Origin of the sequence: Paraneptunicella aestuarii (assembly GCF_019900845.1) — a bacterium.
GTDB lineage: Bacteria > Pseudomonadota > Gammaproteobacteria > Enterobacterales > Alteromonadaceae > Paraneptunicella > Paraneptunicella aestuarii.
The window spans coordinates 1,089,497-1,111,806 of record NZ_CP074570.1 but is presented as its reverse complement, the minus strand read 5'-3'; the positions used below and the strand labels follow the sequence as shown (position 1 = coordinate 1,111,806).

The window sequence follows — 22,310 nt, the reverse complement described above, 5'->3', positions numbered from 1 at the left end:
TATCAGAACCCGATGTCTTGCACCGCAATAATACTCATCAGCATGACAACAACCACACTACCGACAATACCGGCCATCAAAAGAATTAACGCGGGTTCCAAGAGAGCAGTAAAACGAGTTACCAAAGCATCAAAATTAAATTGTTCTCGCTCGGTGATCTCCTTGAAGATGCTTTCCAGATCACCACTTTTTTCGCCAACCTCAATCAAGCCAGTATGAATTTCATCATAGATAAGAGTCTGCTTAAACGAAGAAGCCAGAGTGTTACCTTGTCGCACTTTCACTTCTGCGGCGCTGGCCTGACGTTGCAAAATGGAGTTCTTGATAACCTTGGCACTGTATTGCATCGCTCTTTCAACCGAAATACCGCTTTTGATGGTCAAAAACATGGCCGAGCTATAGCGAATGCGCTCCAACATACGTACTAACTGAGAAAGCATCGGTGTATTAATCGCGATAGAATCAAGCGTAGATTTCAACTCAGGGCGTTGTTTTAACTGCAATAATAAAGCAGGAATCGCAATGACAACGGGCAACAGCAACCATTGATAAGTGCTGACAAAATCAGCCGCCGACAACATAGCCTCAGTGTACCAAGGCAGGTTCTCCTGATTATCAAACAACACCGACATACGAGGAATAACCACGTTGAAGACAAACAGAATCGCGAGGGTACAGAAAACGAGAACCAGAATAGGATAAGAAATCGCTTGTTTAACCTTACTTGCCAACATTTTTTTGAATTTCAAATCGGCGGCAATACCTGCAAATACCTCTGCAATATTGCCCGATGACTCACCGATTTGAACCAAACTGACATAAAGTTTATCAAAGCCAAAACGCTCTTCTAATGCATCAGAAAGCGGATGGCCTTCACGAACACAGTTAAGCATTTTGCCTACCACAAACTTAATGTTTTGCTCCACAGACACTTTTTGCAAAAGCTCCAAGGCTTCATCCAGCTTTAAGCCATTGCCCAGCAACAAGGACATTTGAGCACTGAAAAACTCCAGATCATCCAACGATAATTTGTTCTTGGAAAAAAGGCCAAATCCTTTACTCTCGCTAATCTCTACAACCTTAGCGACGCTATAACCCGCTTCCAGCAGCTTCTTTTTAGCATCGGCAGCCGAAGCGCAGTTAACAGTAACCACCTGACGAATACCATGCTGATCGTACACGGTACATTCAAACTGGATCACCCTGCTACCCTCACCACTTCATTCATGGTTGTCACACCCTGAATAGCTTTATAAATACCATCTTCATAAAGGTTTCTTACACCCTTCTCAGCCATATGCTTATTGGCTTTGAGCAAGAAATCAGGCCCTTTTGGAAGGCTTCGGATGGTATCGTCAATACGCAAATACTCAAGGATCGCCACCCGTCCCTGATAACCAGTATGAGCACAAGATTTACAGCCAGCACCAACTCTCAGATCCACCTTATCCAAACCAAACTTCTGCGCATATTTTGAAAGTCCATATTTGGCATTCAATTCATCAATATTGTCCGCAGGATGACTGCAATGAGGACAAATCTTACGTACCAAACGCTGAGCCACAATCGAAACCAATGCTGCGTTCAGCAAAAACTCTTCCACGCCTAAATCTATCAAACGAGTAAAGGCACTGGCGGCGTCATTGGTATGCACGGTACTGAATACCAAGTGGCCGGTTAAAGCAGATTGCATCGCGATTTTGGCAGACACGGCATCACGGATCTCACCCAGCATCAAAATATCAGGATCTTGACGTAGAATACTCTTCAAGCCTGCGGCAAAATCAAAGCCGATATCAGGCTTAATCTGGATCTGATTAACACCTTCAAGCTGGTATTCAACCGGGTCTTCCAAGGTAATGATCTTAACTTTGTCATTATTTAGCTGATTCAGGAATGAATACAGAGAGGTGGTTTTACCACTCCCCGTCGGCCCGGTAAGCAGAATAACGCCGGATGATTTGGACAAATCATCATCAATCCAGCTTCGAATGTCACTGGAAATGCCCAAGGTCGATAAGTCATATCGAACCGACTGCTTAAGCAGGAAACGCATAACAATACTTTCGCCGGAATTTAACGGCAAAGCAGAAACACGAATATCCAAATCAAAGCCGGAAATCTTCATGGAAATCTTGCCATCCTGAGGACGACGTTTTTCCGCGATGTCCATTGATGACAGGATCTTGATACGAGAAATCACAGCAAGTGACATGGCACTGGGGATATATTCAAGATCCCTCAGTACGCCATCAACCCGCGCTCTGGCTTTGAAAATATTGGCACTGGGTTCAATGTGTAAGTCGGAGGCACCTAATTGCAATGCCTTAGTAATTAACGCATTAACCAGGTTCACAACTGGCGCTTCGGAAGCCAGCTCTTTCAAGCGTTCAACTTCCATATCAGAAAAATCATCAATAGACAGTTCAAGTCCAGCTTCTGCGCTCAATCTTCCGGTTATTTCTCGCCATGAACTTTCCGAACAAACCTTAAGTTCAAAAGGTTTGTCCATGTACTCCAGATATTCAATCGCTTCGATATTAGTAGGAGAAAAGGTCAGAAAAAACTGTTTGCCTTGCTCATCTTCACCCAACAAATACCAATTCCGCTCTTTCAGAAATTTATCTTGAGTGACTTTACCGCCAGAGTGCTGTTCAACAACATCGTTAGCTTGCTCTTGAGAAACGTACTCAAGTTGAAGCGACTCAGCCAAGGCTTCACATATAGCTTCACCATTAACGATGCCCAGATTGGACAGGATGGTTTCAATCTTACCGCCATAGGTAGACTGAAATTGCAAAGCCCGCTCTATTTCGGACTCTTGCACATTAAATTTATTAACAAGAATGTCTGTAAATTGCATACAGATTAGTTACTTATATCTGCAGAATCTTCATCGCCACCCGGTTTACCGTCTTTACCAAAAGACTTCAACGTGTATGGCTGACCATTTTCACCGGGTTTTTGATACGAATAATCATTACCCCAAGGATCCAGAGGAATATCTTTAGGCAAGTAAGGGCCATCCCAACCTCTGCGATCCGACGTTCTTAATTCACCTAACTTATCCGGGTAATCACCTGTATCAAGACGAAACGTGTCGAGCGCAGTTCCCAACATTTGAATTTGAGCTTGAGCGGTTTTAACACGAGAGGAGTCGACCTTACCAAACATTGCAGGCCCAACCAAAGACGCCAGCAAGCCGAGGATAACCATTACGACCAAGAGCTCTATTAAGCTGAAACCGGCTCTTTTATTATTCATTTTCACTTTTTATACTCCGTTCAGTATCGATACAATCTGATCGCACTCTTCATTAGCGACATAAGGATGCATAGGTAAACTGAAGATAAGCTGAGCGACACGCTCAGAATGTTCAAGGTTTACAACGTGCGTCATTTCCTTATAAACAGTCTGTAAATGCAAGGGTTTTTCATAATATACCGCTGTTGGTATACTGGCATCCTTTAAGCGCGCCATGAACTGCTCACGATGACCGGACTTTGGAATAATGCAATATTGAGCCCAACTACTCGTCATGCCTTCAGGAATGTGTGGAACAACAAAGCGATTATTCAACCCATCGCTATAACGCTGAGCTAACCTTTGCTTTGCTTCTAATTCCTTATCAAAGATAGCTAATTTCTCTAATAACACCGCGGCTTGAATAGTGTCTAGCCGGCTATTCAAACCAATTCTAACGTTATCGTATTTATCCGTGCCCTTACCATGCACACGCAAAGACCCAATCAAGCTGGCCAGCTCATCGTTATTGGTAAAAACAGCACCACCATCACCATAACAACCCAATGGCTTTGCAGGAAAAAAACTGGTCGTGGAAATATCACCAAAACTACAACTTCTATGCCCATCAATACTGCCGCCAAACCCTTGTGCAGCATCTTCAATGACATACAGATTATTCTCATCTGCAATTTGCTTAATCTCTCGATAATCAACAGGTAATCCAAAAAGATCGACGGCAATAATGGCTTTAGCCTGAATGCCACTTTTATTCAGATGCGAAATGGCCGCTTTTAGAGATTCAGAAGACAAGTTGTATGTTTGCGGACAAATATCAACAAATACAGGAATAGCACCGACAAGGCTGATAACCTCAGCGGTAGCAAAAAAACTAAAGGTCGTTGTCAATACATAATCACCCGGCTTTATCCCCAAAGCCATCAAGGAAAGCTGTAATGCGTCAGTGCCATTAGCCACGCCCAAACAATGCTTTACCCCACAATACTGAGCCAGCTTTTCTTCCAGTTCTTTTACTTCTGGCCCCAAGATAAAATTTCCATGTTCCAGAACCTTATGAATACGGGCATCGACTCTGTCTTTATGCAGAGAATATTGAGCCTTAAGATCGATGAATTGCATTACACCTTTTCCAAATTACTATTCACCAGTCGGTAAACCGCACCACTATGAGGGCAAACCGCTTCGTCTCCGTCACCTTGCAGCGCAATATCCAACTGTTCACCAAATTCGCTCATCCAGCCGATTTGCCTACCAGGAACACCAACAACCAAGGCATAGTCTTTCACATCTTTATTAACCACAGCCCCTGCGCCAATGAACGCAAACTGACCAATGGTCACACCGCAAACGATAGTACAGTTAGCCCCCAAAGTAGCGCCTTTAGACACCTTGGTATCTCTATACTCCGTTTTTCTTTCTATCGCTGAACGTGGATTATAGACATTGGTGAAAACCATACTGGGGCCACAGAAAACATCATCTTCCAAGAAGACATTGTCATAAATCGACACGTTATTCTGGATCTTGCAACCGTTACCAATACTGACGTTATTTCCAACAAACACATTCTGCCCCAAGGAACAGCCTTGACCAATTTTTGCATTTGCACACACATGGCTAAAATGCCAGATTCGAGAGCCATCCCCAATCTGAGCCCCATCATCAACAATGGCCGATTCATGAATATAGATAGACATAAGAAACCAAATAAATCCCAATAGTAAAAAGGCAGGAAACTTCGCACTAAAACCGCGCAATTCTATTACAGAAAAGATAAAGTCGAAACAACCTAATCCGTCCCTTTCATGCAATAGCCTTATCCGACAGCAATCCTCTCTAACAGATTCTGCCAAACCAGAACATAACTTTATAGCCATAATTGTTGTTAATACCTGATGTATAGAACAGCTGTGAAGCCCCTCAAGCTCATATATTACAGACAATTAAGCATTAACAACCAAGGCTTGCCAGTGTAGAATTCCCGGCCATATTTACCAATATCCATATTGAAATATCGAAAGGAAAAATTAAGTTTGCTATTCAGCTCCCCCGTTTTTATTCTGATTTTCCTGCCAATAGCTGTCGCTATCTACTTTCTATTAAATCGACAGGGATATTCAACATCAGGAAAACTTTGGTTAGTTTTTGCTTCTCTGTTTTTCTACGGTTATTGGAATCCTGTTTATCTATTGCTTATAGGAGTGTCAATTTTAGCTAATTTCGCGATTGGGAATCAGTTGAGAAGCTCTTCAAAACACAAGAAGAAAATCTTGTATCTCGGAATATTTTTTAATCTTGGTCTTTTAGGCTATTTCAAATACGCAGATTTTTTTATCGCTAATGTAAACTGGATTCTTTCCACACAAATACCCGAACTCAATGTCGTTTTACCGCTGGCCATTAGTTTCTTCACATTCCAACAAATCGCATATTTAGTTGATACCTACAAGGGAACATGTGAAGAACATGACTTTCTTTCCTATTGCCTCTTTGTATCTTTTTTCCCCCAGCTCATTGCCGGGCCAATAGTGCACCATAAAGAAATGATGCCGCAATTCAGTGATCCAACAAGAAGTAAACTGAATCTCAATAACATATCTATGGGCACAATCATTTTTACAATAGGGCTATTTAAAAAAGTAATTCTAGCCGATTCGCTCTCACAGTACGCCGATCCGGTTTTTTCCGCCTCTCTAACCCACAACATTGATTTCATACCAGCCTGGTTGGCATCTTTTGCGTATACCTTTCAGCTCTATTTCGATTTTTCCGGATATTGCGATATGGCGATTGGTGCGGCGTTATTATTGAATATTCATTTACCTGTAAACTTTCACTCTCCTTACAAGGCATTGAACATACAAGACTTTTGGCGCAGGTGGCACATGACGTTATCTCGCTGGTTTAGAGATTATGTGTATATCAATTTGGGCGGTAACAGAATAAAAGAGATAATTACCCTGCGAAATGTATTTTTAACTGCATTTGTCAGTGGTATCTGGCACGGTGCCGGTTGGACATTTGTGCTTTGGGGAACCGCTCATGGTTTAGCAATGGTCATACATCGCATATATTCAAAAAGCTCACTATGGCAGTTACCTCGTTGGCTGGCTTGGTTCAGCACCTTTATGTTTGTGAATCTTGCATGGGTGCTGTTTAGAGCCGAGTCACTAGGCTCTGCTCTAAACATTTATCGTGGCATGATTAATGTTGACTCTCTAAGTTATCCCCATTTCATAGAGTTTCATCAACAAGCGCAAAACATTTTAACTGCCCCTCCATTTTTTGAATCCATCCTGGGTCTTTACTGGATCGCTATTGCAGGTTCAATAGCTTTCTTTGGGATCTGGAGCAATCGATTAGGAGAAATCATTAATGCTAGCGATAAACGTGATCTTCTCAGAGGATTGGTGATATCAATTCTCGGTTTTACCACTCTTGTATCTATGGGAAATCAATACAGTGCCTTCATTTACTTCAATTTTTAAAACCCTTGTCGGATTACTAATAGGCATCATTTTACTGGAATGCCTGTTACAGATACTTCCAACAGCAACCGGGTTTGAAAGAGAAAATGATGATTTCCCTATTCGTCACTGGAAGCCAGATTCCACATATGTTTATTCTAATGGTTGGAATTTTAGAAACCCGCAGTCTGGGCGAGTAAACAATTATGGGTTTGTTAACGTTAAAGATTACACGGCTGGTGGCGCAGATGTACTAGTACTGGGAGATAGCTATATCGAAGCTCAACAAGTCCCACAAAATATGACTTTACATGCTGTTATTGAACAGGAAACCTCGTTATCTACTTACGCCATTGGCATTAATGACAGCCAGTTTGCTGATTACATTAACTATATGCAATATGGGCTGAGCGAGTTCAAACCAACATGGCTCGTAGTAAAACTATTCGAAAGTGATTTAAGCAGCAGTGACAAAAACCACCTGCCTCAAGGAGCTTATTTCATCACGGAAAATGAAGAGATATCGTTAAAAGTTAATCCTTCAAACAAGAGTCAAAGTGGATTAAGAAACGCCCTAAAACAAAGCGCGCTTCTTCGCTATCTGTTTTTAAACCTGCGACTACCGGCAAAAATAAAACAATTTGTAGCCAGCATATCACCCACGCCAAATAAGGATTCAACAACAGTAGTCAACTATCAAAAACTGTTAGATTTCTTTTACACACAGCTAGAACAACACCATTTCAGTAAAGAACGAGTCATCTTTATTACTGACTCCCAAAATGTTGAATCTTTGCTTAGAAAAAACGCCCTAAAATATGTCAACTCAACAACGTTGATTGATACACTATTTGCTGAATCAGGATTTCGTGGCAACGACTTTCCCTACGATGGTCATTGGAATTTCAGAGGTCATTATTTAGTGGGGCAATCGGTTGCCAAATTAATAATAGGGGAAAATGCTCCATGACAAGTTCTTTATTTAAGCTGCAAAATTGTCACGTAACATTGAGCAAGTCACTACTCACATTCAGTATTGCATTATTGCTCAGTTCTTGTGGTGGTAGCGGAAACACTATTTCAAATCAGCCCCCACCGCCTCCCCCTCCGGTGCAGGAAATAACTCAATACTCACATATTTTTACTTACGGGCAATCTTTATCACGCGGAGCATTAGCTCTTCCCATCATTTCAAATGCCCAACCCTATGGGAACATGACATTTTCCGAAGGCGTGCATGCGAGAGCGAGTGCAGAAGGATATGCTTTAGATGCATTTATGCCACTTGTTGAAGAAGAAGTAGGTAATCAAGGTGAAACACCAACCTCGGGAACACTTAACTATCTCGTAGAACTGATAGAAACCGAAGATAACATTCCTTGGGATCAACAAGAATCGGCTTATATTGGCAGTGCGCCCGGAAGAAGAGGATACCCGATCGATTTATTACATAAGGGTTCTATTTACTGGACTGCTATGATGGAACAGGTTCAAGCAGCCAAAACCTTAACCGAAGCGGAGGAACTCAGCTACCGCGTTGCAGCAATAACATGGACACAAGGCGAAACGGACTACGCCAATAACACACCAAGAGAAACCTATACCCAGTTATTCTCTCAAATGAGCGACGATTTTGTCTCTGATGTCACAGCCATTACTGGACAAAGTGAGCCTCCCATTCTCATAACTTACCAGATTGCAGCCCACCGTAGATATGAGAAAGACGATTTTACGATCGCTTTGTCACAGAAAGACGTAGCAGCTCAAAAAGAACAGGTTTATCTCGCCACCCCCATGTACCACTTAGAGTATGGTGACGATAACCTGCACTTAACCGCGGAAGGCTCTTTAATGCTAGGAAAATACTATGGATTAGTAGCGAAAAAAGTTCTGATAGACGGAACCGAATGGGAACCACTGCAACCAGAAACCATAAGCTGGACACCTAACGCGATTACAATTGCTCTTCATGTACCTCAAGGCGAGTTAACTATTGATACGGAAACAGTATCCGAAGCCCCAAACTATGGTTTCGACATATGGAATGCAGAGAATACTCAAATACTTGATGTAATCTCCTCAGTGAGCCTTAACGGCAGTAATATCACCATACAACTTAGCCAGGAAGTACCTGCAGGTAGTCGTTTAACTTATGCTCGGGGGCGTCCAGAAGATCCTTTTGTTGCCAACCGAACAGAAGGCCCAAGAGGTAATATTCGTGACTCACAGGGAGATTCTTACCAATATTTGGGACAAGACGGTATCACCAGACGACTAGACAATTATCTAGTCATGTTCCAAGTCATTAAACCTTAAATTGAAATAATGCAACAAACAAAAAAGACAACTCTATCGCCCCACTTTGTATATTGGATAATCGTACATAGACAGTAAAATCAGTACGAAAGATATGGTTATTGAATTGGTTATAATTCCGGCAGGGATCATATAGACAAAAATAGCACCTGTAACTGATAACAAAAAAACTCTAAGGTTTTTCATTTCCAAAGTGCTGGAAGCCACACGTAAGAACGGCCAAAAGAAGAAAACCAAAAGCCAAATCAGCCCGACAATACCGTAAGTTCTAAGTATGAGAAACCACTCACCATCAGCAGCCTCAAAAATTCCAGCCCTTGGCAGAGGTCCAACACCAAAAACAGGGCTTTTTAAAAAGTACTCAATATTCAACCTCCAAGAATCAAACCGGGCAGCAAAACTACCTTCCTGAATCCCCTGACTTAAATTCTCAAACCGGAAAAACACGACAGAATACAACGCTTCATATTCCCTGAGAACCAAGTAGGCCATTGTCAACAACGCTAGTAGTAAAACGGTCACAATGACTTTGAAAATCGTAAAAGCGATATTCTTACGATACAAAAACACAACCATAAAAATACCGAATACTGCCGTAATAAAAGCTGTTCTGGATAATGTCATCAACAAAGCAATAAACAATAGAATAAAGAAGCTCACCTTAAATTCACCACGCCCCCTCAAACACAGAAATGTATGGCAAATTAAACAAAGTGCTAATACCGAACCTTGCAAGTTAGGATTACCAACCATACCCACAACACGGGGAGCAAAATACCCTGAAACCAAAGTATAAGATTGAGTAGGCGCAATTATCGGAATATATAGGGAATTAAGTCCAAACAAATCAAAATACTGTTGGAAACAAAGAATTGCAGATAAAGTACCAAAGCGGACAAACCACTTTAAGATATATTCCCTTCTCACCATTTCATATCCATCTTTTTGATAGATATAGTTGAAGAACATGAAGTAAATAACCAGAGCCTTAACAAGCCAGATGAACTTAAGTAAATCCAGAATGGATGCAGGTAACTGCAGAAGACTTCCAGCAGTAATTGATACGATTATCACAACGGAAAAAAAGATAAGAAGGCTACCACGTAACGGAAGATAGGCTTCAGGCAATTTTTTCTGCCGATAAAGCAAAGCAAAAATCCCTACCCACAATAAAACAAACAATTCCTCGAGACGAACACCAATAGCACCCGGTATCCAAATTGTGGGAGTTAAAAAGACCAAGAATAATAGCGTAAAGCAGCTATATCGATAAAAAGTCAGGCTACTCATAAGAATGAAGTCATGCTTTTAACGGTAAACTCATTTCTTTTCTTTAAAAAGAGCACGTAAAAGCACAACAAGAATACCTATAATGCCACCAAGAAAAGTAACAAATATCACAATAATAGCGCGAGACGGTTTAGACTTTTCTTCCGCAATTTTCGCTGGACTTAAAGTTTTCAACACATATTCATCACTAATTTCAGTCAGCATTAACGTTTGTGTTTGCTCTTGAATAATATCAAAAAAGATATTTCTCATCTCAGCAACATTGGTCTCTTTAATCTGCTCTTGTAAATACACAATTCGCTGTTTGGCTTCTGTACGATCGACTTCCTGAAAATATAAATTTATCTCTTTAACCAACAGTTCTACCCATTGTTTTGCCACATAGGGAGAATAGTGCTCGACAGCCAAGGAAATCAACCCTGTGCCGTCGTCCTTACTCACATAAATTCGTTCTTTAATTGCTTGAAACAGCTCCCAACCACTAGGCTCAGATTGACCACTTTTAGCTTCGGCCGGATCCCTTACCCATTTACCAGAATTCTCGTCATACAGATCAGGATCATAAATAAGCTTATTGCTTTCTTTGTTCCATCCAATGGCGGCAAACACGCTGGCTTCCAATGCGTTTTTCTTAATGAAATTTTCCAGGAAATCCCAAGTTTTCATTAATTCAATGGCCCGAACTGATTTGTCATCAGCACCGGCTGCACCCAAATTAATTCCCGCTAGAGATGCCAATCCACCCAAATTACCAGACAAACCACTCAATGGGGATCGTGTCGAAGATACCGGTTCCAGCAATGCCTGAGATTGATATTGGTTGGGCAAACTCAAAGTAAAAACAATTGAGGCAACAGCAAACACAAACGCCACGCCCATAATGATCCATTTACCAAGCCAAAGTGCTCTCCAAATTTCTTTAAAATCAATAACAGACTCACCAATCTGTGCCATATATTCTGACGTAGAACTATTCTTCAACGATATCTCCTTACCGGAAAATAATTTAGTTTTAATTAGTATCCAAAGCTGTTGTCTGAAAGGCTAATCGACCATTAAGGAAGCAATTAACGAGTAAACTTGAGCATAGCCTTCAGCATAATAATCAGGTAGCTGAAATGCTCTTTCAACATCCGGAGTTCCCCCAAGCCCAAGATAAAGCTGTAGTGTTGTATCAGACAGAGGAAAGGTAAGATCTGCATACTCTTGACGAAGCTGGGTATTGTACATGAAAGGATAAAAACCCGTTAGCAGGGTACCTGAAAGATTGTAGGGTTCATATCCTAACTTCAACTCTGGATTGTTGTGAAAACGATAACGGTATATGCCATTATTACCATCCATAAAATTAGTCATTCTTGGGCCACTAAACTCAGCAGACGAAGGGACGTATACAACGCTCATAAATTGGCTTTCAAATCCTTCAGACAGCCCCTCGAAGTACTCTCTTTCTTCGCTTCCTTCCGGGAACCCCTTAGCCAAACTCAACAACCAGAGTGGCATTCTGTGGCTATGAGAGCTATCTGTCGCAATACCCGGAACAGGCGAAGGCTCTAAATTTTCAGACAGTTCAGTATTGCCAGCATAAAGATAATCGACATAATCATCCCATTGTCCAGGCTGATACAACCAACCATTACTGGTATATGCCACCTCTTGCTGAAAATTGGCATAAGCAAGCTGCAACATTTCTTGTACAGCAACATGCAAGGTTTGGCCGTCTTTTCTCTGCATAGCCGCTAACTCTCCGGCAATAGCAAATCCAAAAAGCTCCAGATCAATAGTGGCTCTTGTGTATTTAGGAGAAGCATTACCAATGTTATTCAGTTTTTGCTGAATAATTTCAACACGAGTACCCGCATTACCGGCTTGTGCTGTATCTTCCTCAAGCCAGACAAAATTAAAATCTGCCAGCAATTTGCTGTACAATTCCTGCTGAACTGAATTCCATCCAGAATCCTGTGTATATGCTAGATACCTGGCCAAAACGTAGTAAAATTGAAAACGACTTAAGTCGTTGGTATCCAAACCAGTATCAAACTCCGCAAGATAACGTTCAAAGAAATCATGAAATTGAATCTGCAAGGATGCGTTGTTATCTATGTGAAAGGCATACTCAAGAGGTAACATTAATACCACCCCCGCATCATAGATATTAATCGGTGACCATAAATCCTGTTCTAAATAGTCACCAACAGTTGTCGGCCATAACTGTTCAATTGCTTCAACAGCTGGATTTTTTGTTGGCGGTGGATTTGGAATTGGGTCAGACGAAGAACCATCACCTCCACCACATGCAACTACTCCCAAAATAACCATAATCCCAAATACTACCCAAGGAATTCTTTTAATGCTCGATATAACGGAATTCATACTCATCATATTACACATAGAGGGAAAACCTGATGTACATCACCCTATCAGGTAAACACTTAACATTAACTGTCTAAGCTTTTAAAGCTGGCGACATTATTCCACAATCCCGCCATGATACCAGCAATAAAATACGGTGTGCATTGATGCAAACTGATATGATACCTCGTGACGCTATAAATCAGTTGACCCATCGCGAAGCACAATAAAACACATAACAATGAAAGCCAAACTTGCCAAACTTTTATCAGGAAACATACTTTCACAAGCGATTCCGCTTATCGCTCTACCAATATTGGCGAGGCAATATACACCGCAAGATTTCGGCTTCTTTGCTCTGTATGTGGCAATTTGCTCCATCATCTCGCTAGCAAGTGCGGGTCGCTACGATGTTGCACTTATTTCAGCGCCAAAACTCATCCACAAGCGATATTTAACCAGCTTGTCAGTTCTTCTAATTATTGCCACAACATGTATCAGCGGCTTTGCTGTTATTGCGGCTCTCATGTCAGGAAAAATAGATTTATTATGGGCTTATCTCATTGTCGCAGGTATCCCGGCCGTAGCACTGTTTAACCTGAGTAATAATCTGCTTAACGACAAAGAACATTACGGACGCATTACCACTAACCTCACCTTACGCTCAACGCTTTGGGTCGTTATTAGTGTGATCGCATATCAGCTTCCTAACGGCCTGATGCTCGCATTTGCCTTGTCTTATTGGATTGTGGCACTTATTAACCTGCAAAAAGTGTATAAAACAGGAAAAGCCTACAAAGGTAATTGGAAAAAACTGAAGGCTATCGCCAAACACTACAAAAACTTTCCACTATTTAACGCCCCTCACGCTCTACTAACCAGCTTTAACCTCAATACACCCAGTTTTTTACTGCCATTATTCAGTCAAACCGCATTATTAGGGGCATATTCACAAGCCAACAAAGTATTGGTCACGCCTTGGCAACTCATTGGTAATGCACTATTTAAAATTTTCTATAAAACAACAGCGGAAAAACAAAGACTTGGACAACCTATATTGCCTGTCTTTCGGAAATTCTTTTCATTTTATGCCATAGCTTTGATCCCCATTTTCCTTATCGGCTATTTTATCGCAGAGCCTTTTTTCGTTTTATTACTTGGAGAAGAATGGCGAAGCGCTGGTACGATAGGGGCACTGTTACTACCATGGATTTACGCTCGTGCGATAGGTGGAATGTTGGCTTTCGTACCTCTCATCCTGAATCTGCAAAAACCCGCATTTTACTTTGAGATTATATATAGCCTGGCGTTAGCAACCAGCCTGTTATCCGGGTTGCTTATGGACAAGGCGATTGTGGGAATACAGCTATTTTCAGGCGTTGGAACAGCCTTTGTTCTTGTGCAAATAATTTGGTACTTAACTGCGATAAAGCGTAATGATCAACGCAATAATCCAGGAAATGAGAACAACTAATTATTACCGTTGTATTTCTCCATGGTAACGGTTTCTGAAGCATTGACCCCTTCTTTTTTCAGCACCTTTAAAACCGATAAGAAGACAATCTTAATATCTAGACCAAAACTCAAATGCTCAACGTACCAGACATCCAGAGCAAATTTCTCTTTCCATGAAATCGAATTACGTCCATTCACCTGAGCCCACCCCGTTATTCCGGGAAGCACATTATGCCTACGCTGCTCTTCCGCCGTATAGATATCCAGATACTCCATAAGCAAAGGACGCGGCCCAATCAAAGACATTTCACCTTTTAGAACATTAATAAATTGAGGTAGCTCATCAAGACTCAAAGAGCGTATCCAGCGTCCAATAGGCACCAATCGCTCATCATCAGGCAGTAGCTCACCATGTTCATCCCTCGCATCCGTCATGGTTTTAAACTTAACCAAATAAAAAGGCTCTCCTTTCAAACCAGGGCGTTGCTGTACAAAAAAAGGATTCCCTCTCAAGGCCACAGCCAATATCAACGTAACAGGAACTAAAACAGGTAAGGAAACACAAAGAGCGACTAAAGCAATGACTCGATCAATGACGCCTTTAAAGAAGTGCTGATACAAAGAGGGCTCCCAATTGGTAGTTCAATTGAATAATAAACTAGAGGAAAACGCGCGGTATTCTAACGATTAGCGGACAATTCGGCTATAGACTTTATTGATCATATTTGCAACTGATTGATTGGAAAAATGTTCAACTGCAAACTGCCGAATATACCGAGAGTCATAATAACGAGAAGTAAAAGACGCGAGTAATTGAGATAACGCCTCTCTATCACAGGAGCAAATTTCACCAACTTTATCATCGGTAATAATTTCTCGGGCTCCCAAACAATCCGTTGAGATCACTGGCAACCCCATACTCATTGCTTCAATTAGCACCACACCAAAAGTCTCATAGCGACTAGCCAAAACAAAAGCATCGTGCAAAGACAATAGTTTAATTACTTCCGCCTTCGTCGCCTCACCGTACAGCTCGACTTTATCACCAATATTCAAGCTATCAATTATGCGGCGTAAATTAGCTTCTTCACTTCCAGCCCCAACGATTGTAAGACTACAATCTTCAGGCAAGTCCGCCTTCGCAAAAGCTTCAATTAACATTGCCTGATTCTTGATAGGATCTAATCGACCTACATGAATAAAACGCCGAATGGCTTTTTTACCAACATCCAACTCAGGCTCAAATAAAGAAACATCAACGCAGTTAGGTATGACCTCAAATGGTTGTTCGGTCAATTGCTCTAAAGTCGTCGCCAAATGCTGACTTACAGCAATTCTCACTTGCGCATGTTTATAACACGATTGAGCATTTTGCAATTGCCAACCATTATAAACACCTTGAGAAAAGCCAGATAAATGCTCAGTAACAACATAGGGAATAGAAAATGATTTTTGCATCCATTGCCCAAAGTCACCACCGGGGAACATTTGAACATGAACCAAATCTGGTGCGCTGTGCTCACGCTTAATTTTTTGATAGAGGAATTTTTGCACCTGTAAACGAATCCATTGATTTAGTCTTGGCGCTTTGGGCACTGCGGGAAACATAAACTGATAGACATCAACGCCTTTATCTTGCCAATGGCGATACCCTAAGCCTTTGCCTTTACACTTTACAACATTGGGCAACGAAACTGACACAGCACTTAGCACAACCACTTTAACGCCAGACTGCACCAATGCCTGAACCTGATCGTGAAAAAACAAAGCAGCAATTGGCTGAAACGGATTCTGATAGTTAAAAGGAACAAATAAGACATTCATGGCAATAGTTCAGCATCTAACCAGTTCAGCGATATGAGGATCCTGAGATTCCCAACCAATATTCGCAATTTGCGCTTCTGATAATGCAGGAAGTTGTCCCCGATTCTGCATAAACTGTTTTAATGCCTGTTTCAGATATTCAGGCTCAGAGCCATCATCAGCGACAACCTCACCCAATGGATATTCTTGTAATACAGACGCCATTGGAGGGTTATTACCCACGATCACAGGACGATTTCGATTCAGAGCCTGAAACAAGCGATTAGGTTCACACAACCAATTATTGATGCCGTATGACTTCTGATAAAAAATGATACTGGCAACAGAGCCATCCAAATAGCGTGTCAGCTCCATTTGCGGCACTTTGCCAATCAGATAAACCCGCTGTTGAAAACGCTCACCATAACGTTGTTGCAGCTCATTAATTAAAGCCTTATCACCACCACCAACAGCAACAATCACAGGCAAAGTGTCATCGGGAATAATGGCTTCTGCGACCGCACGAAAGTTACGTAGCTCAACAACGCCACTTTGTACCAGAAAGTATTCTCTACCATCCAACCAATTAACCAGATCGTCGGGTAAAGGCTTGGATGGTTGTTCGATAAACTCATGATCGGAATAGTTACGGATCACGCCATGGGCAACCTTATCAAACCCTGGATAATGATCTTTCAAATAATCCAGGCGCTCCTGATTTGCAGCAACAACCAGATCCGCACCTCGACAAAACCACGCAAACACTCGGCGCAACGCACCAGACTGATCAATACGCTTAATAGGCAATTCATGCTGATCCCAGATGATTTTCCGCGTAAACCCCATTACCTTCAATAACTGAAGAAAAGGCACAAACACCATCAAGATAGGATCATGTATCCAAACAACATCAGGTTTGGAACGAATAATATGAAGACAAGTGCGAAGAATAAACTCACTTAAATGAAAAAGCACAAACAAGCGAGATTTCAATAGGCGTTTGGTAAGCAGAGAAAGCACACGAAAGTTCTGCTGAACACCATCACCGTAGTCATGACCATTTCGAGCTTGGTTAGCATCTTCAAGCACTGAAGCACTTACTTGGCATCCGATGCGCTGTAACGACTGAACTTCCTTTCTGAATCTATCATCATAAATCAGCGCATTGGTCTTAATGACCATATGCACTGACGGTAATGACGGTGTGTTGGAATTAGTTCCAGACACCACGAGTATCGACCAAGCGTTGCGTATCACTCAACTGAAGAGGCATAGACTTAAACTGCTTATGATCAACCAATAGCAACACAATATCGGCCTCTTTCACTGCCGTATATTCATCAACCAGACGAATATTGCCAGCCGACAACTTAGCAGGTAACTCATGAATGTTTGGTTCAACCGCTAAAATCTGTCCAGTATGCCTTTCCGACAAGGTTTTAGTGATCTGCAGCGCAGGGCTTTCACGCAAATCATCAATATCAGGTTTAAATGCCAAACCCAGACACGCGATGCTCAACTGAGACGGAGCCACACCTTTCACATTCGCCACCTCAACCAAAGCGGCATTCACCTTATCCAGAACCCACTCAGGCTTGCCATCGTTTACTTTTCTGGCAGTAGCGATCAGCGAAGCCAGTTCAGGTGTACGGCTTACGATAAACCAAGGATCAACGGCGATACAATGGCCACCGACACCCGGCCCAGGTTGCAATATATTTACTCGTGGGTGACGGTTAGCAATAGCAATCAATTCCCACACATTAATGCCTAGCTCGTCGCAAATAATGGACAACTCATTAGCGAAGGCAATATTAACGTCTCTAAAAGCGTTCTCTGTTAGCTTCGCCATTTCAGCGGTATCACAATCGGTAAGGACACACTCACCCTCAACAAAAATCTGATACAAGGCTTTGGCTTTCTCAGCACAAGCTTTCGACAAACCACCAATAACGCGATCGTTTTCAACCAATTCACGCATCACGTGTCCTGGTAAAACGCGCTCGGGGCAATGAGCGATAAACAAATCCTGCTCAGTAGAATCAACACCACTCGGCAAACTCAAATCCGGTCTTAATTCAGCGATCCATTGTGCCATTTGCTTGGTTGCACCAACTGGCGAGGTAGATTCCAACACCAATACATTACCTTTTTGCAATACTGGAGCAATCGCCTTACAAGCCGCTTCGATATAGCTCAAATCAGGTTGTTTATCGTCTTTAAATGGCGTGGGAACAGCGATTAAAAAAGCATCAGAAGCTTCAGGAATTAAACTGGCTCTTAAGTATTTCTGTGTTACTGCTGCGCGAACGACGATGTCCAAATCAGGCTCAACTATATGAATATTACCTGAGTTAATAGTGTCCACAGCATGTGAATTTACATCAATACCAATAACCTGCTTCTTTCTGGAAGCGAACATAGCAGCGGTGGGCAAACCAATGTAGCCCAATCCGATAACTGAAATTTTATTAAACAAGGGTGAATTACCTAAATTTGAACAGATTGCAAAATATCCACGATGCGCTTGGCACTTTGACCGTCCCCGTAAGGATTATGAGCTTCAGCCATAGCAGCATAGTGCTGCTCATCGTCTAACAGTAATGATAATTCCTGAACAATTTTATCCTGTTCAGTACCGACTAAAATAACCGTGCCGGCAGCAACAGCTTCAGGACGCTCAGTCGTATCTCTCATCACCAAAACAGGCTTGCCTAATGAAGGAGCCTCTTCCTGAATACCACCAGAATCGGTCAAAATGACTTTACTTCGCCCCATCAAAAATACGAACGGCAAATATTCCAAGGGCTCGATTAACTTCACATTCGGTGTATCAACCAATATGCGATTTACCGGTTCGCGAACATTCGGATTAAGGTGTACAGGATAGATAAAATCAATCTCAGGATACTTGTTTGCCAAAGTTTTAATGGCAGCACAAATATTTTCAAAGCCTGAACCAAAACTTTCTCTACGATGCCCAGTGATTAATACAAACTCTCGATTTAAATCGAAGTCACAAGACTGCTGTAACTGAGAAACAATTGCAGTTTGTACATCCTGCTTCTCATTAACTATCTTGTTAACTTCTAACAAGGCATCAATGACAGTATTACCAGTCACCCAAATCGCACTTTCATCAACGCCTTCAGCAAGCAAATTCTGCTTTGAAGAATCCGTTGGAGCAAAATGCAAATTCGTTAGCACCCCCGTTAAACGACGGTTAGCCTCTTCCGGCCAGGGAGAGTAGATATCACCAGTGCGAAGCCCAGCTTCAACATGCCCTACTTTCACCTTGGCATAATAACAAGCCAAACTGGTGGCTAATGTCGTGGTGGTATCTCCGTGAACCAACACAACATCGGGTTTTTCATTTTGTAGAATTTCTCGCAACCCAAGCAGAATACGACTGGTTACATCGTACAAGTCTTGCTGTTTGGTCATAATATCCAAGTCATAATCAGGCTGTATTTCGAATAACTGTAAAACCTGATCCAGCATTTCTCTATGCTGAGCTGTCACACATACTTTAGATTCAATATGCTCAGCTGCGGCGAGTTGCTTAACAACCATCGCCATTTTAATCGCCTCAGGTCTCGTCCCAAAGACAGTCAATACTTTTAACACTTACAATCCACTCTAAACGAAATTAAACCGACATAGCCTTACAAAGAACCAATCGCAGCAATCGCAACACCAGATTGATACAGAATTTGCGTTACTGAAGACCACAATGTCAAATTATCAATGGGGTTTGCATCCAGCGGCACAACAATAGTATCCCCCGGCTTCAATGAAGAAGAAGCCGACGAATACCAAAAGCCTTTATCAGGACGAATAACCGAACCATTTGCCTGGATAACAAAAACATTGTCTTCATCACCCAGTTTTTTCACGCCACCGCTGCTATCCAGATAGTCATCAATCGATAACCCTGTACGGTAACGGTGAGAGGTAGGCAAGTACACTTCACCGACCACAGAAACGGTTTGCGATCTGGGAGGAACAACTAAAATATCGCCCCGAATCAACTCAACATCTGAATCCAGATTTCCTTCAAGCAAAGAAGGTAAATCAATAACCATACGACCTACAGCTTCAGTGTTGGTCAGATCCGCAAGCACCTTTTGCAGTTCGTTGTAGTTAACATTACTGCTATCAGTAACATTATTCGTTAATCGCTTGGCTGCAACTTGCTTACGTAATTCATCAGCCAAAGCTAACAAGTTTTCCTTCTCTTTCGACTTCAAGGACTCACGGGTAAACACTGCACCATCGGCATGAGCGTACTTAGTTAGGCCCCCCGCTTTGGCGATCAAACTGGAAAGCAACTCGCCACGCTTCACCGTATAGGTTCCCGGGAACTTCACTTCTCCGCGAATTTGTACCTGAGCAAAATCATTAGCTTCTGGCTTGGTAAAGACAGAAATCTTGTCTTTACCTGAAATAAGAAAGTCTTTAGCAACCTTAATATTGACATCAAACTGCTCAACACCCGAAGGCGTTTCACGAGAGACCTTGATCATGGGCGATGCCAAATCAGTCACCCCACCAGCCGCATCAAGCGCATCTTCCAAAGAGCCACCTTCACTTAAAGGATAAGCACCGGGGTAACGCACATTTCCACTAACTTCAATTAAAGGTAGAACACTACCAATACGATTGGCATCCAATACCATTTTGTATGCAGGCCATAGCAAATAATGGCGAGAACTGGTATCCCAGCGATAAATTTTGTATTTCTCAACTAACTCAGAAAAGCTTTCATTCTCCAATTCAAACAAAGTAGGTAAATCGGTGGTTACCTCCTCTTTCTTCTGCTTGATATTGGCATCATCTTCTTCATCCAAATTAGCATATAAATCCCAGAAAAATTGCTCTTCGATTTGCTTCTCAACACGTTCCTTAATCAAATCTTGCTTCGACTCTTCCCCGGTTAATTCTTCGAAGCTCAACAGTTGTTTGGACTTGGTATTGGTTGAGAAAATAAACAACTTATCTTCAGGCATAAGCGGCTTATCGTAGCTTTTATCTGTCAACAACTTTGCAGGGCTAAACTGTATAGCCTGAATCTCACCATTATTACGACGTAACAACAGGCCATAATTAATATCTGAATGCTCAGTAAAGAACCCGGTTTCAGAATCAATTAATGACAACAGTGAAATGCCTTCATACCACTCATAAAATCCAGGACGAGTCACTTCACCTAATAATTGAATAGCGTCCTGTAAACGCTCACCCGCATTAGGAACAATGACCTGTGCAACATTTTCAACGGTTTTTTGCAACTGTGCAGACTTATTCAGATCCACATTTTGAATATGCTTGGTGCCATTTTTATATTGATACACGCTCACTTTACGAAGATAAGCTTCATTGGCAGGCCCACCGACCATAGCGAGCAAATCCTTGAAGGTTTCACCCGGTTTCACTTCGTAAATCGCAGGGCGATTTACCGCTCCATCAACCGTTATTTGCTTACCTACAGAAGGAATGAATACCACATCACCAGAACGTAAAAGGACATCATCTTTGGTATCACCGCGCAACAGCAAATCATACAAATCCAGATTAACCACCACTTTACCCGCGCGTTTTAACTGGATATTACGCAAAGAGCCGATTTCTTTGATGCCACCACTGGCAAACAAGGCGTGGGTAATAGTCGACAAGGAGCTGACAGTGTATGTACCCGGAGTATAAGCATCACCCAGTACGAAAACTTGAATAGATCCCAACTCACCGAAGGCAACATGAGCCGAAACCCCAATATTCTGCTCTTCAACGCGCTGTTTAATAAAATCTTTTGCTTCCGAATAAGTTAATCCAGCCACATTCATCGGGGGCAACCCGGGAACAACAACTTGCCCCTGACGATTAACTTCCAGATCGTATTGCTCGTTAACTTTACCGTATAGGCTAATCAGCAGCTTATCGCCAAGCCCCATTAAATGATTGGAAGGAACCGGGGCTTTGGCAAGAGGAGAGAAAGTCGTAGGCTGGCCAGCAAATAAATCATAACCAAAGGGTTTTAATTCATCCTCTTCTTCATCAGTCTGCTCGTAATATTCTTGAGCTTGTTTGTCTTGCTCCTTATTCATGCCATCGGCACGGGGCAGCATATACGGGCTACTTAATTCTTTAGACGAGTTGGTAGAAGTTCCATCTCCCATCCCTAGCATATTCAAATCCATGCCATACTTTTTTGCCAGCGCTTCTTGTTGTTCAGGTGAAAGCTTTTTAAATATTTCTAATTGTTCTTTCGTCGGCTGGAATGCTTGTTGTGCAAATGCTAACGGTGAGAAAACTAGAAAGAGGCATAAAATATATCCAAATCTGTTTTTCATTTCCTGCTTAAAC

Annotated in this window: 18 protein-coding genes; 4 read left to right on the top strand and 14 right to left on the bottom strand. The window is 41.9% G+C overall.

The window, feature by feature from the left end; translation table 11 throughout:
* Window positions 1–2 precede the first annotated feature (2 nt).
* Genes KIH87_RS04630 through KIH87_RS04610 form a run of 5 tightly spaced genes read right to left on the bottom strand, consistent with a single transcriptional unit; the run spans window position 3 to window position 4,961 of the window.
* Window positions 3–1,202 (bottom strand): type II secretion system F family protein, encoded by a 1,200-nt coding sequence (locus tag KIH87_RS04630; RefSeq protein WP_232360369.1) that lies wholly within the window; start codon window positions 1,200–1,202, stop codon window positions 3–5.
* Window positions 1,199–2,863 carry a GspE/PulE family protein gene (locus KIH87_RS04625; RefSeq protein ID WP_232360368.1) on the bottom strand — a complete coding sequence of 555 codons (1,665 nt, stop codon included), beginning with the start codon at window positions 2,861–2,863 and terminating at the stop codon, window positions 1,199–1,201. The genes KIH87_RS04630 and KIH87_RS04625 overlap by 4 nt, the downstream gene beginning before the upstream one ends.
* Window positions 2,864–2,868: 5 nt before the next feature.
* Window positions 2,869–3,264 (bottom strand): type II secretion system major pseudopilin GspG, encoded by a 396-nt coding sequence (gene gspG, locus KIH87_RS04620; RefSeq protein WP_232360367.1) that lies wholly within the window; start codon window positions 3,262–3,264, stop codon window positions 2,869–2,871.
* 9 nt (window positions 3,265–3,273) lie between these two features.
* Entirely contained in the window at window positions 3,274–4,383 is a 1,110-nt protein-coding gene (locus KIH87_RS04615; protein ID WP_232360366.1) for a DegT/DnrJ/EryC1/StrS family aminotransferase, read from the bottom strand.
* A complete protein-coding gene (locus KIH87_RS04610; RefSeq protein WP_232361428.1) occupies window positions 4,383–4,961 on the bottom strand; it encodes an acyltransferase in 579 nt (192 codons plus the stop codon). Before KIH87_RS04610 ends, KIH87_RS04615 begins: the two co-directional genes overlap by 1 nt.
* Window positions 4,962–5,270: 309 nt before the next feature.
* On the opposite strand from KIH87_RS04610, the gene KIH87_RS04605 reads away from it, so the two are divergent.
* From KIH87_RS04605 to KIH87_RS04595, 3 genes are read left to right on the top strand one after another with little or no spacing between them, the layout of a single operon-like run.
* A complete protein-coding gene (locus tag KIH87_RS04605) occupies window positions 5,271–6,752 on the top strand; it encodes an MBOAT family O-acyltransferase (RefSeq protein ID WP_232360365.1) in 1,482 nt (493 codons plus the stop codon).
* Window positions 6,727–7,701 carry a hypothetical protein gene (locus KIH87_RS04600; protein WP_232360364.1) on the top strand — a complete coding sequence of 325 codons (975 nt, stop codon included), beginning with the start codon at window positions 6,727–6,729 and terminating at the stop codon, window positions 7,699–7,701. Before KIH87_RS04605 ends, KIH87_RS04600 begins: the two co-directional genes overlap by 26 nt.
* A complete protein-coding gene (locus KIH87_RS04595) occupies window positions 7,698–9,047 on the top strand; it encodes a sialate O-acetylesterase (protein WP_232360363.1) in 1,350 nt (449 codons plus the stop codon). The genes KIH87_RS04600 and KIH87_RS04595 overlap by 4 nt, the downstream gene beginning before the upstream one ends.
* Before the next feature lie 33 nt (window positions 9,048–9,080).
* Here the strand turns inward: KIH87_RS04595 and KIH87_RS04590 are convergent, their stop codons facing one another.
* From KIH87_RS04590 to KIH87_RS04580, 3 genes are all read right to left on the bottom strand, one after another.
* Window positions 9,081–10,337, bottom strand: a complete 1,257-nt coding sequence (locus tag KIH87_RS04590; RefSeq protein ID WP_232360362.1) for an O-antigen ligase family protein — start codon at window positions 10,335–10,337, stop codon at window positions 9,081–9,083.
* 30 nt (window positions 10,338–10,367) lie between these two features.
* Window positions 10,368–11,291, bottom strand: coding sequence for a Wzz/FepE/Etk N-terminal domain-containing protein (locus KIH87_RS04585; RefSeq protein WP_232360361.1), 924 nt, complete (start codon window positions 11,289–11,291; stop codon window positions 10,368–10,370).
* A gap of 90 nt (window positions 11,292–11,381) precedes the next feature.
* Window positions 11,382–12,656, bottom strand: a complete 1,275-nt coding sequence (locus KIH87_RS04580) for a hypothetical protein (RefSeq protein ID WP_232360360.1) — start codon at window positions 12,654–12,656, stop codon at window positions 11,382–11,384.
* A 274-nt stretch (window positions 12,657–12,930) separates the two neighbouring features.
* Here KIH87_RS04580 and KIH87_RS04575 point away from each other — a divergent pair, with 274 nt between their 5' ends.
* Window positions 12,931–14,163, top strand: a complete 1,233-nt coding sequence (locus tag KIH87_RS04575) for a lipopolysaccharide biosynthesis protein (RefSeq protein WP_232360359.1) — start codon at window positions 12,931–12,933, stop codon at window positions 14,161–14,163.
* Here the strand turns inward: KIH87_RS04575 and KIH87_RS04570 are convergent.
* The 6 genes from KIH87_RS04570 to KIH87_RS04545 all read right to left on the bottom strand — a co-directional run bounded on the left by KIH87_RS04570 (window position 14,160) and on the right by KIH87_RS04545 (window position 22,297).
* A complete protein-coding gene (locus KIH87_RS04570; RefSeq protein WP_232360358.1) occupies window positions 14,160–14,765 on the bottom strand; it encodes a sugar transferase in 606 nt (201 codons plus the stop codon). The genes KIH87_RS04575 and KIH87_RS04570 overlap by 4 nt on opposite strands.
* 66 nt (window positions 14,766–14,831) lie before the next feature.
* Window positions 14,832–15,968 (bottom strand): glycosyltransferase, encoded by a 1,137-nt coding sequence (locus KIH87_RS04565; protein WP_232360357.1) that lies wholly within the window; start codon window positions 15,966–15,968, stop codon window positions 14,832–14,834.
* Between the two features lie 9 nt (window positions 15,969–15,977).
* Window positions 15,978–17,174, bottom strand: coding sequence for a glycosyltransferase family protein (locus KIH87_RS04560; protein WP_232360356.1), 1,197 nt, complete (start codon window positions 17,172–17,174; stop codon window positions 15,978–15,980).
* Window positions 17,161–18,369 (bottom strand): UDP-N-acetyl-D-mannosamine dehydrogenase, encoded by a 1,209-nt coding sequence (wecC, locus tag KIH87_RS04555; protein WP_269751494.1) that lies wholly within the window; start codon window positions 18,367–18,369, stop codon window positions 17,161–17,163. Before wecC ends, KIH87_RS04560 begins: the two co-directional genes overlap by 14 nt.
* Before the next feature lie 68 nt (window positions 18,370–18,437).
* Window positions 18,438–19,526, bottom strand: coding sequence for a non-hydrolyzing UDP-N-acetylglucosamine 2-epimerase (gene wecB / locus KIH87_RS04550; RefSeq protein ID WP_269751493.1), 1,089 nt, complete (start codon window positions 19,524–19,526; stop codon window positions 18,438–18,440).
* Between the two features lie 86 nt (window positions 19,527–19,612).
* Entirely contained in the window at window positions 19,613–22,297 is a 2,685-nt protein-coding gene (locus KIH87_RS04545) for an SLBB domain-containing protein (protein ID WP_232360353.1), read from the bottom strand.
* Between the last annotated feature and the right edge of the window lie 13 nt (window positions 22,298–22,310).

What these genes read in the sequence shown, in the direction of transcription:
- wecC (WP_269751494.1), bottom strand. Translation starts at nt 18,369, where the DNA reads ATGTTCGCTTCCAGAAAGAAGCAGGTTATTGGTATTGATGTAAATTCA.
- KIH87_RS04610 (WP_232361428.1), bottom strand. Translation starts at nt 4,961, where the DNA reads ATGTCTATCTATATTCATGAATCGGCCATTGTTGATGATGGGGCTCAG.
- KIH87_RS04590 (WP_232360362.1), bottom strand. Translation starts at nt 10,337, where the DNA reads ATGAGTAGCCTGACTTTTTATCGATATAGCTGCTTTACGCTATTATTC.
- KIH87_RS04545 (WP_232360353.1), bottom strand. Translation starts at nt 22,297, where the DNA reads ATGAAAAACAGATTTGGATATATTTTATGCCTCTTTCTAGTTTTCTCA.
- KIH87_RS04575 (WP_232360359.1), top strand. Translation starts at nt 12,931, where the DNA reads ATGAAAGCCAAACTTGCCAAACTTTTATCAGGAAACATACTTTCACAA.
- KIH87_RS04595 (WP_232360363.1), top strand. Translation starts at nt 7,698, where the DNA reads ATGACAAGTTCTTTATTTAAGCTGCAAAATTGTCACGTAACATTGAGC.
- KIH87_RS04615 (WP_232360366.1), bottom strand. Translation starts at nt 4,383, where the DNA reads ATGCAATTCATCGATCTTAAGGCTCAATATTCTCTGCATAAAGACAGA.
- gspG (WP_232360367.1), bottom strand. Translation starts at nt 3,264, where the DNA reads ATGAATAATAAAAGAGCCGGTTTCAGCTTAATAGAGCTCTTGGTCGTA.
- wecB (WP_269751493.1), bottom strand. Translation starts at nt 19,526, where the DNA reads ATGGCGATGGTTGTTAAGCAACTCGCCGCAGCTGAGCATATTGAATCT.
- KIH87_RS04625 (WP_232360368.1), bottom strand. Translation starts at nt 2,863, where the DNA reads ATGCAATTTACAGACATTCTTGTTAATAAATTTAATGTGCAAGAGTCC.
- KIH87_RS04585 (WP_232360361.1), bottom strand. Translation starts at nt 11,291, where the DNA reads ATGGCACAGATTGGTGAGTCTGTTATTGATTTTAAAGAAATTTGGAGA.
- KIH87_RS04580 (WP_232360360.1), bottom strand. Translation starts at nt 12,656, where the DNA reads ATGGTTATTTTGGGAGTAGTTGCATGTGGTGGAGGTGATGGTTCTTCG.
- KIH87_RS04565 (WP_232360357.1), bottom strand. Translation starts at nt 15,968, where the DNA reads ATGAATGTCTTATTTGTTCCTTTTAACTATCAGAATCCGTTTCAGCCA.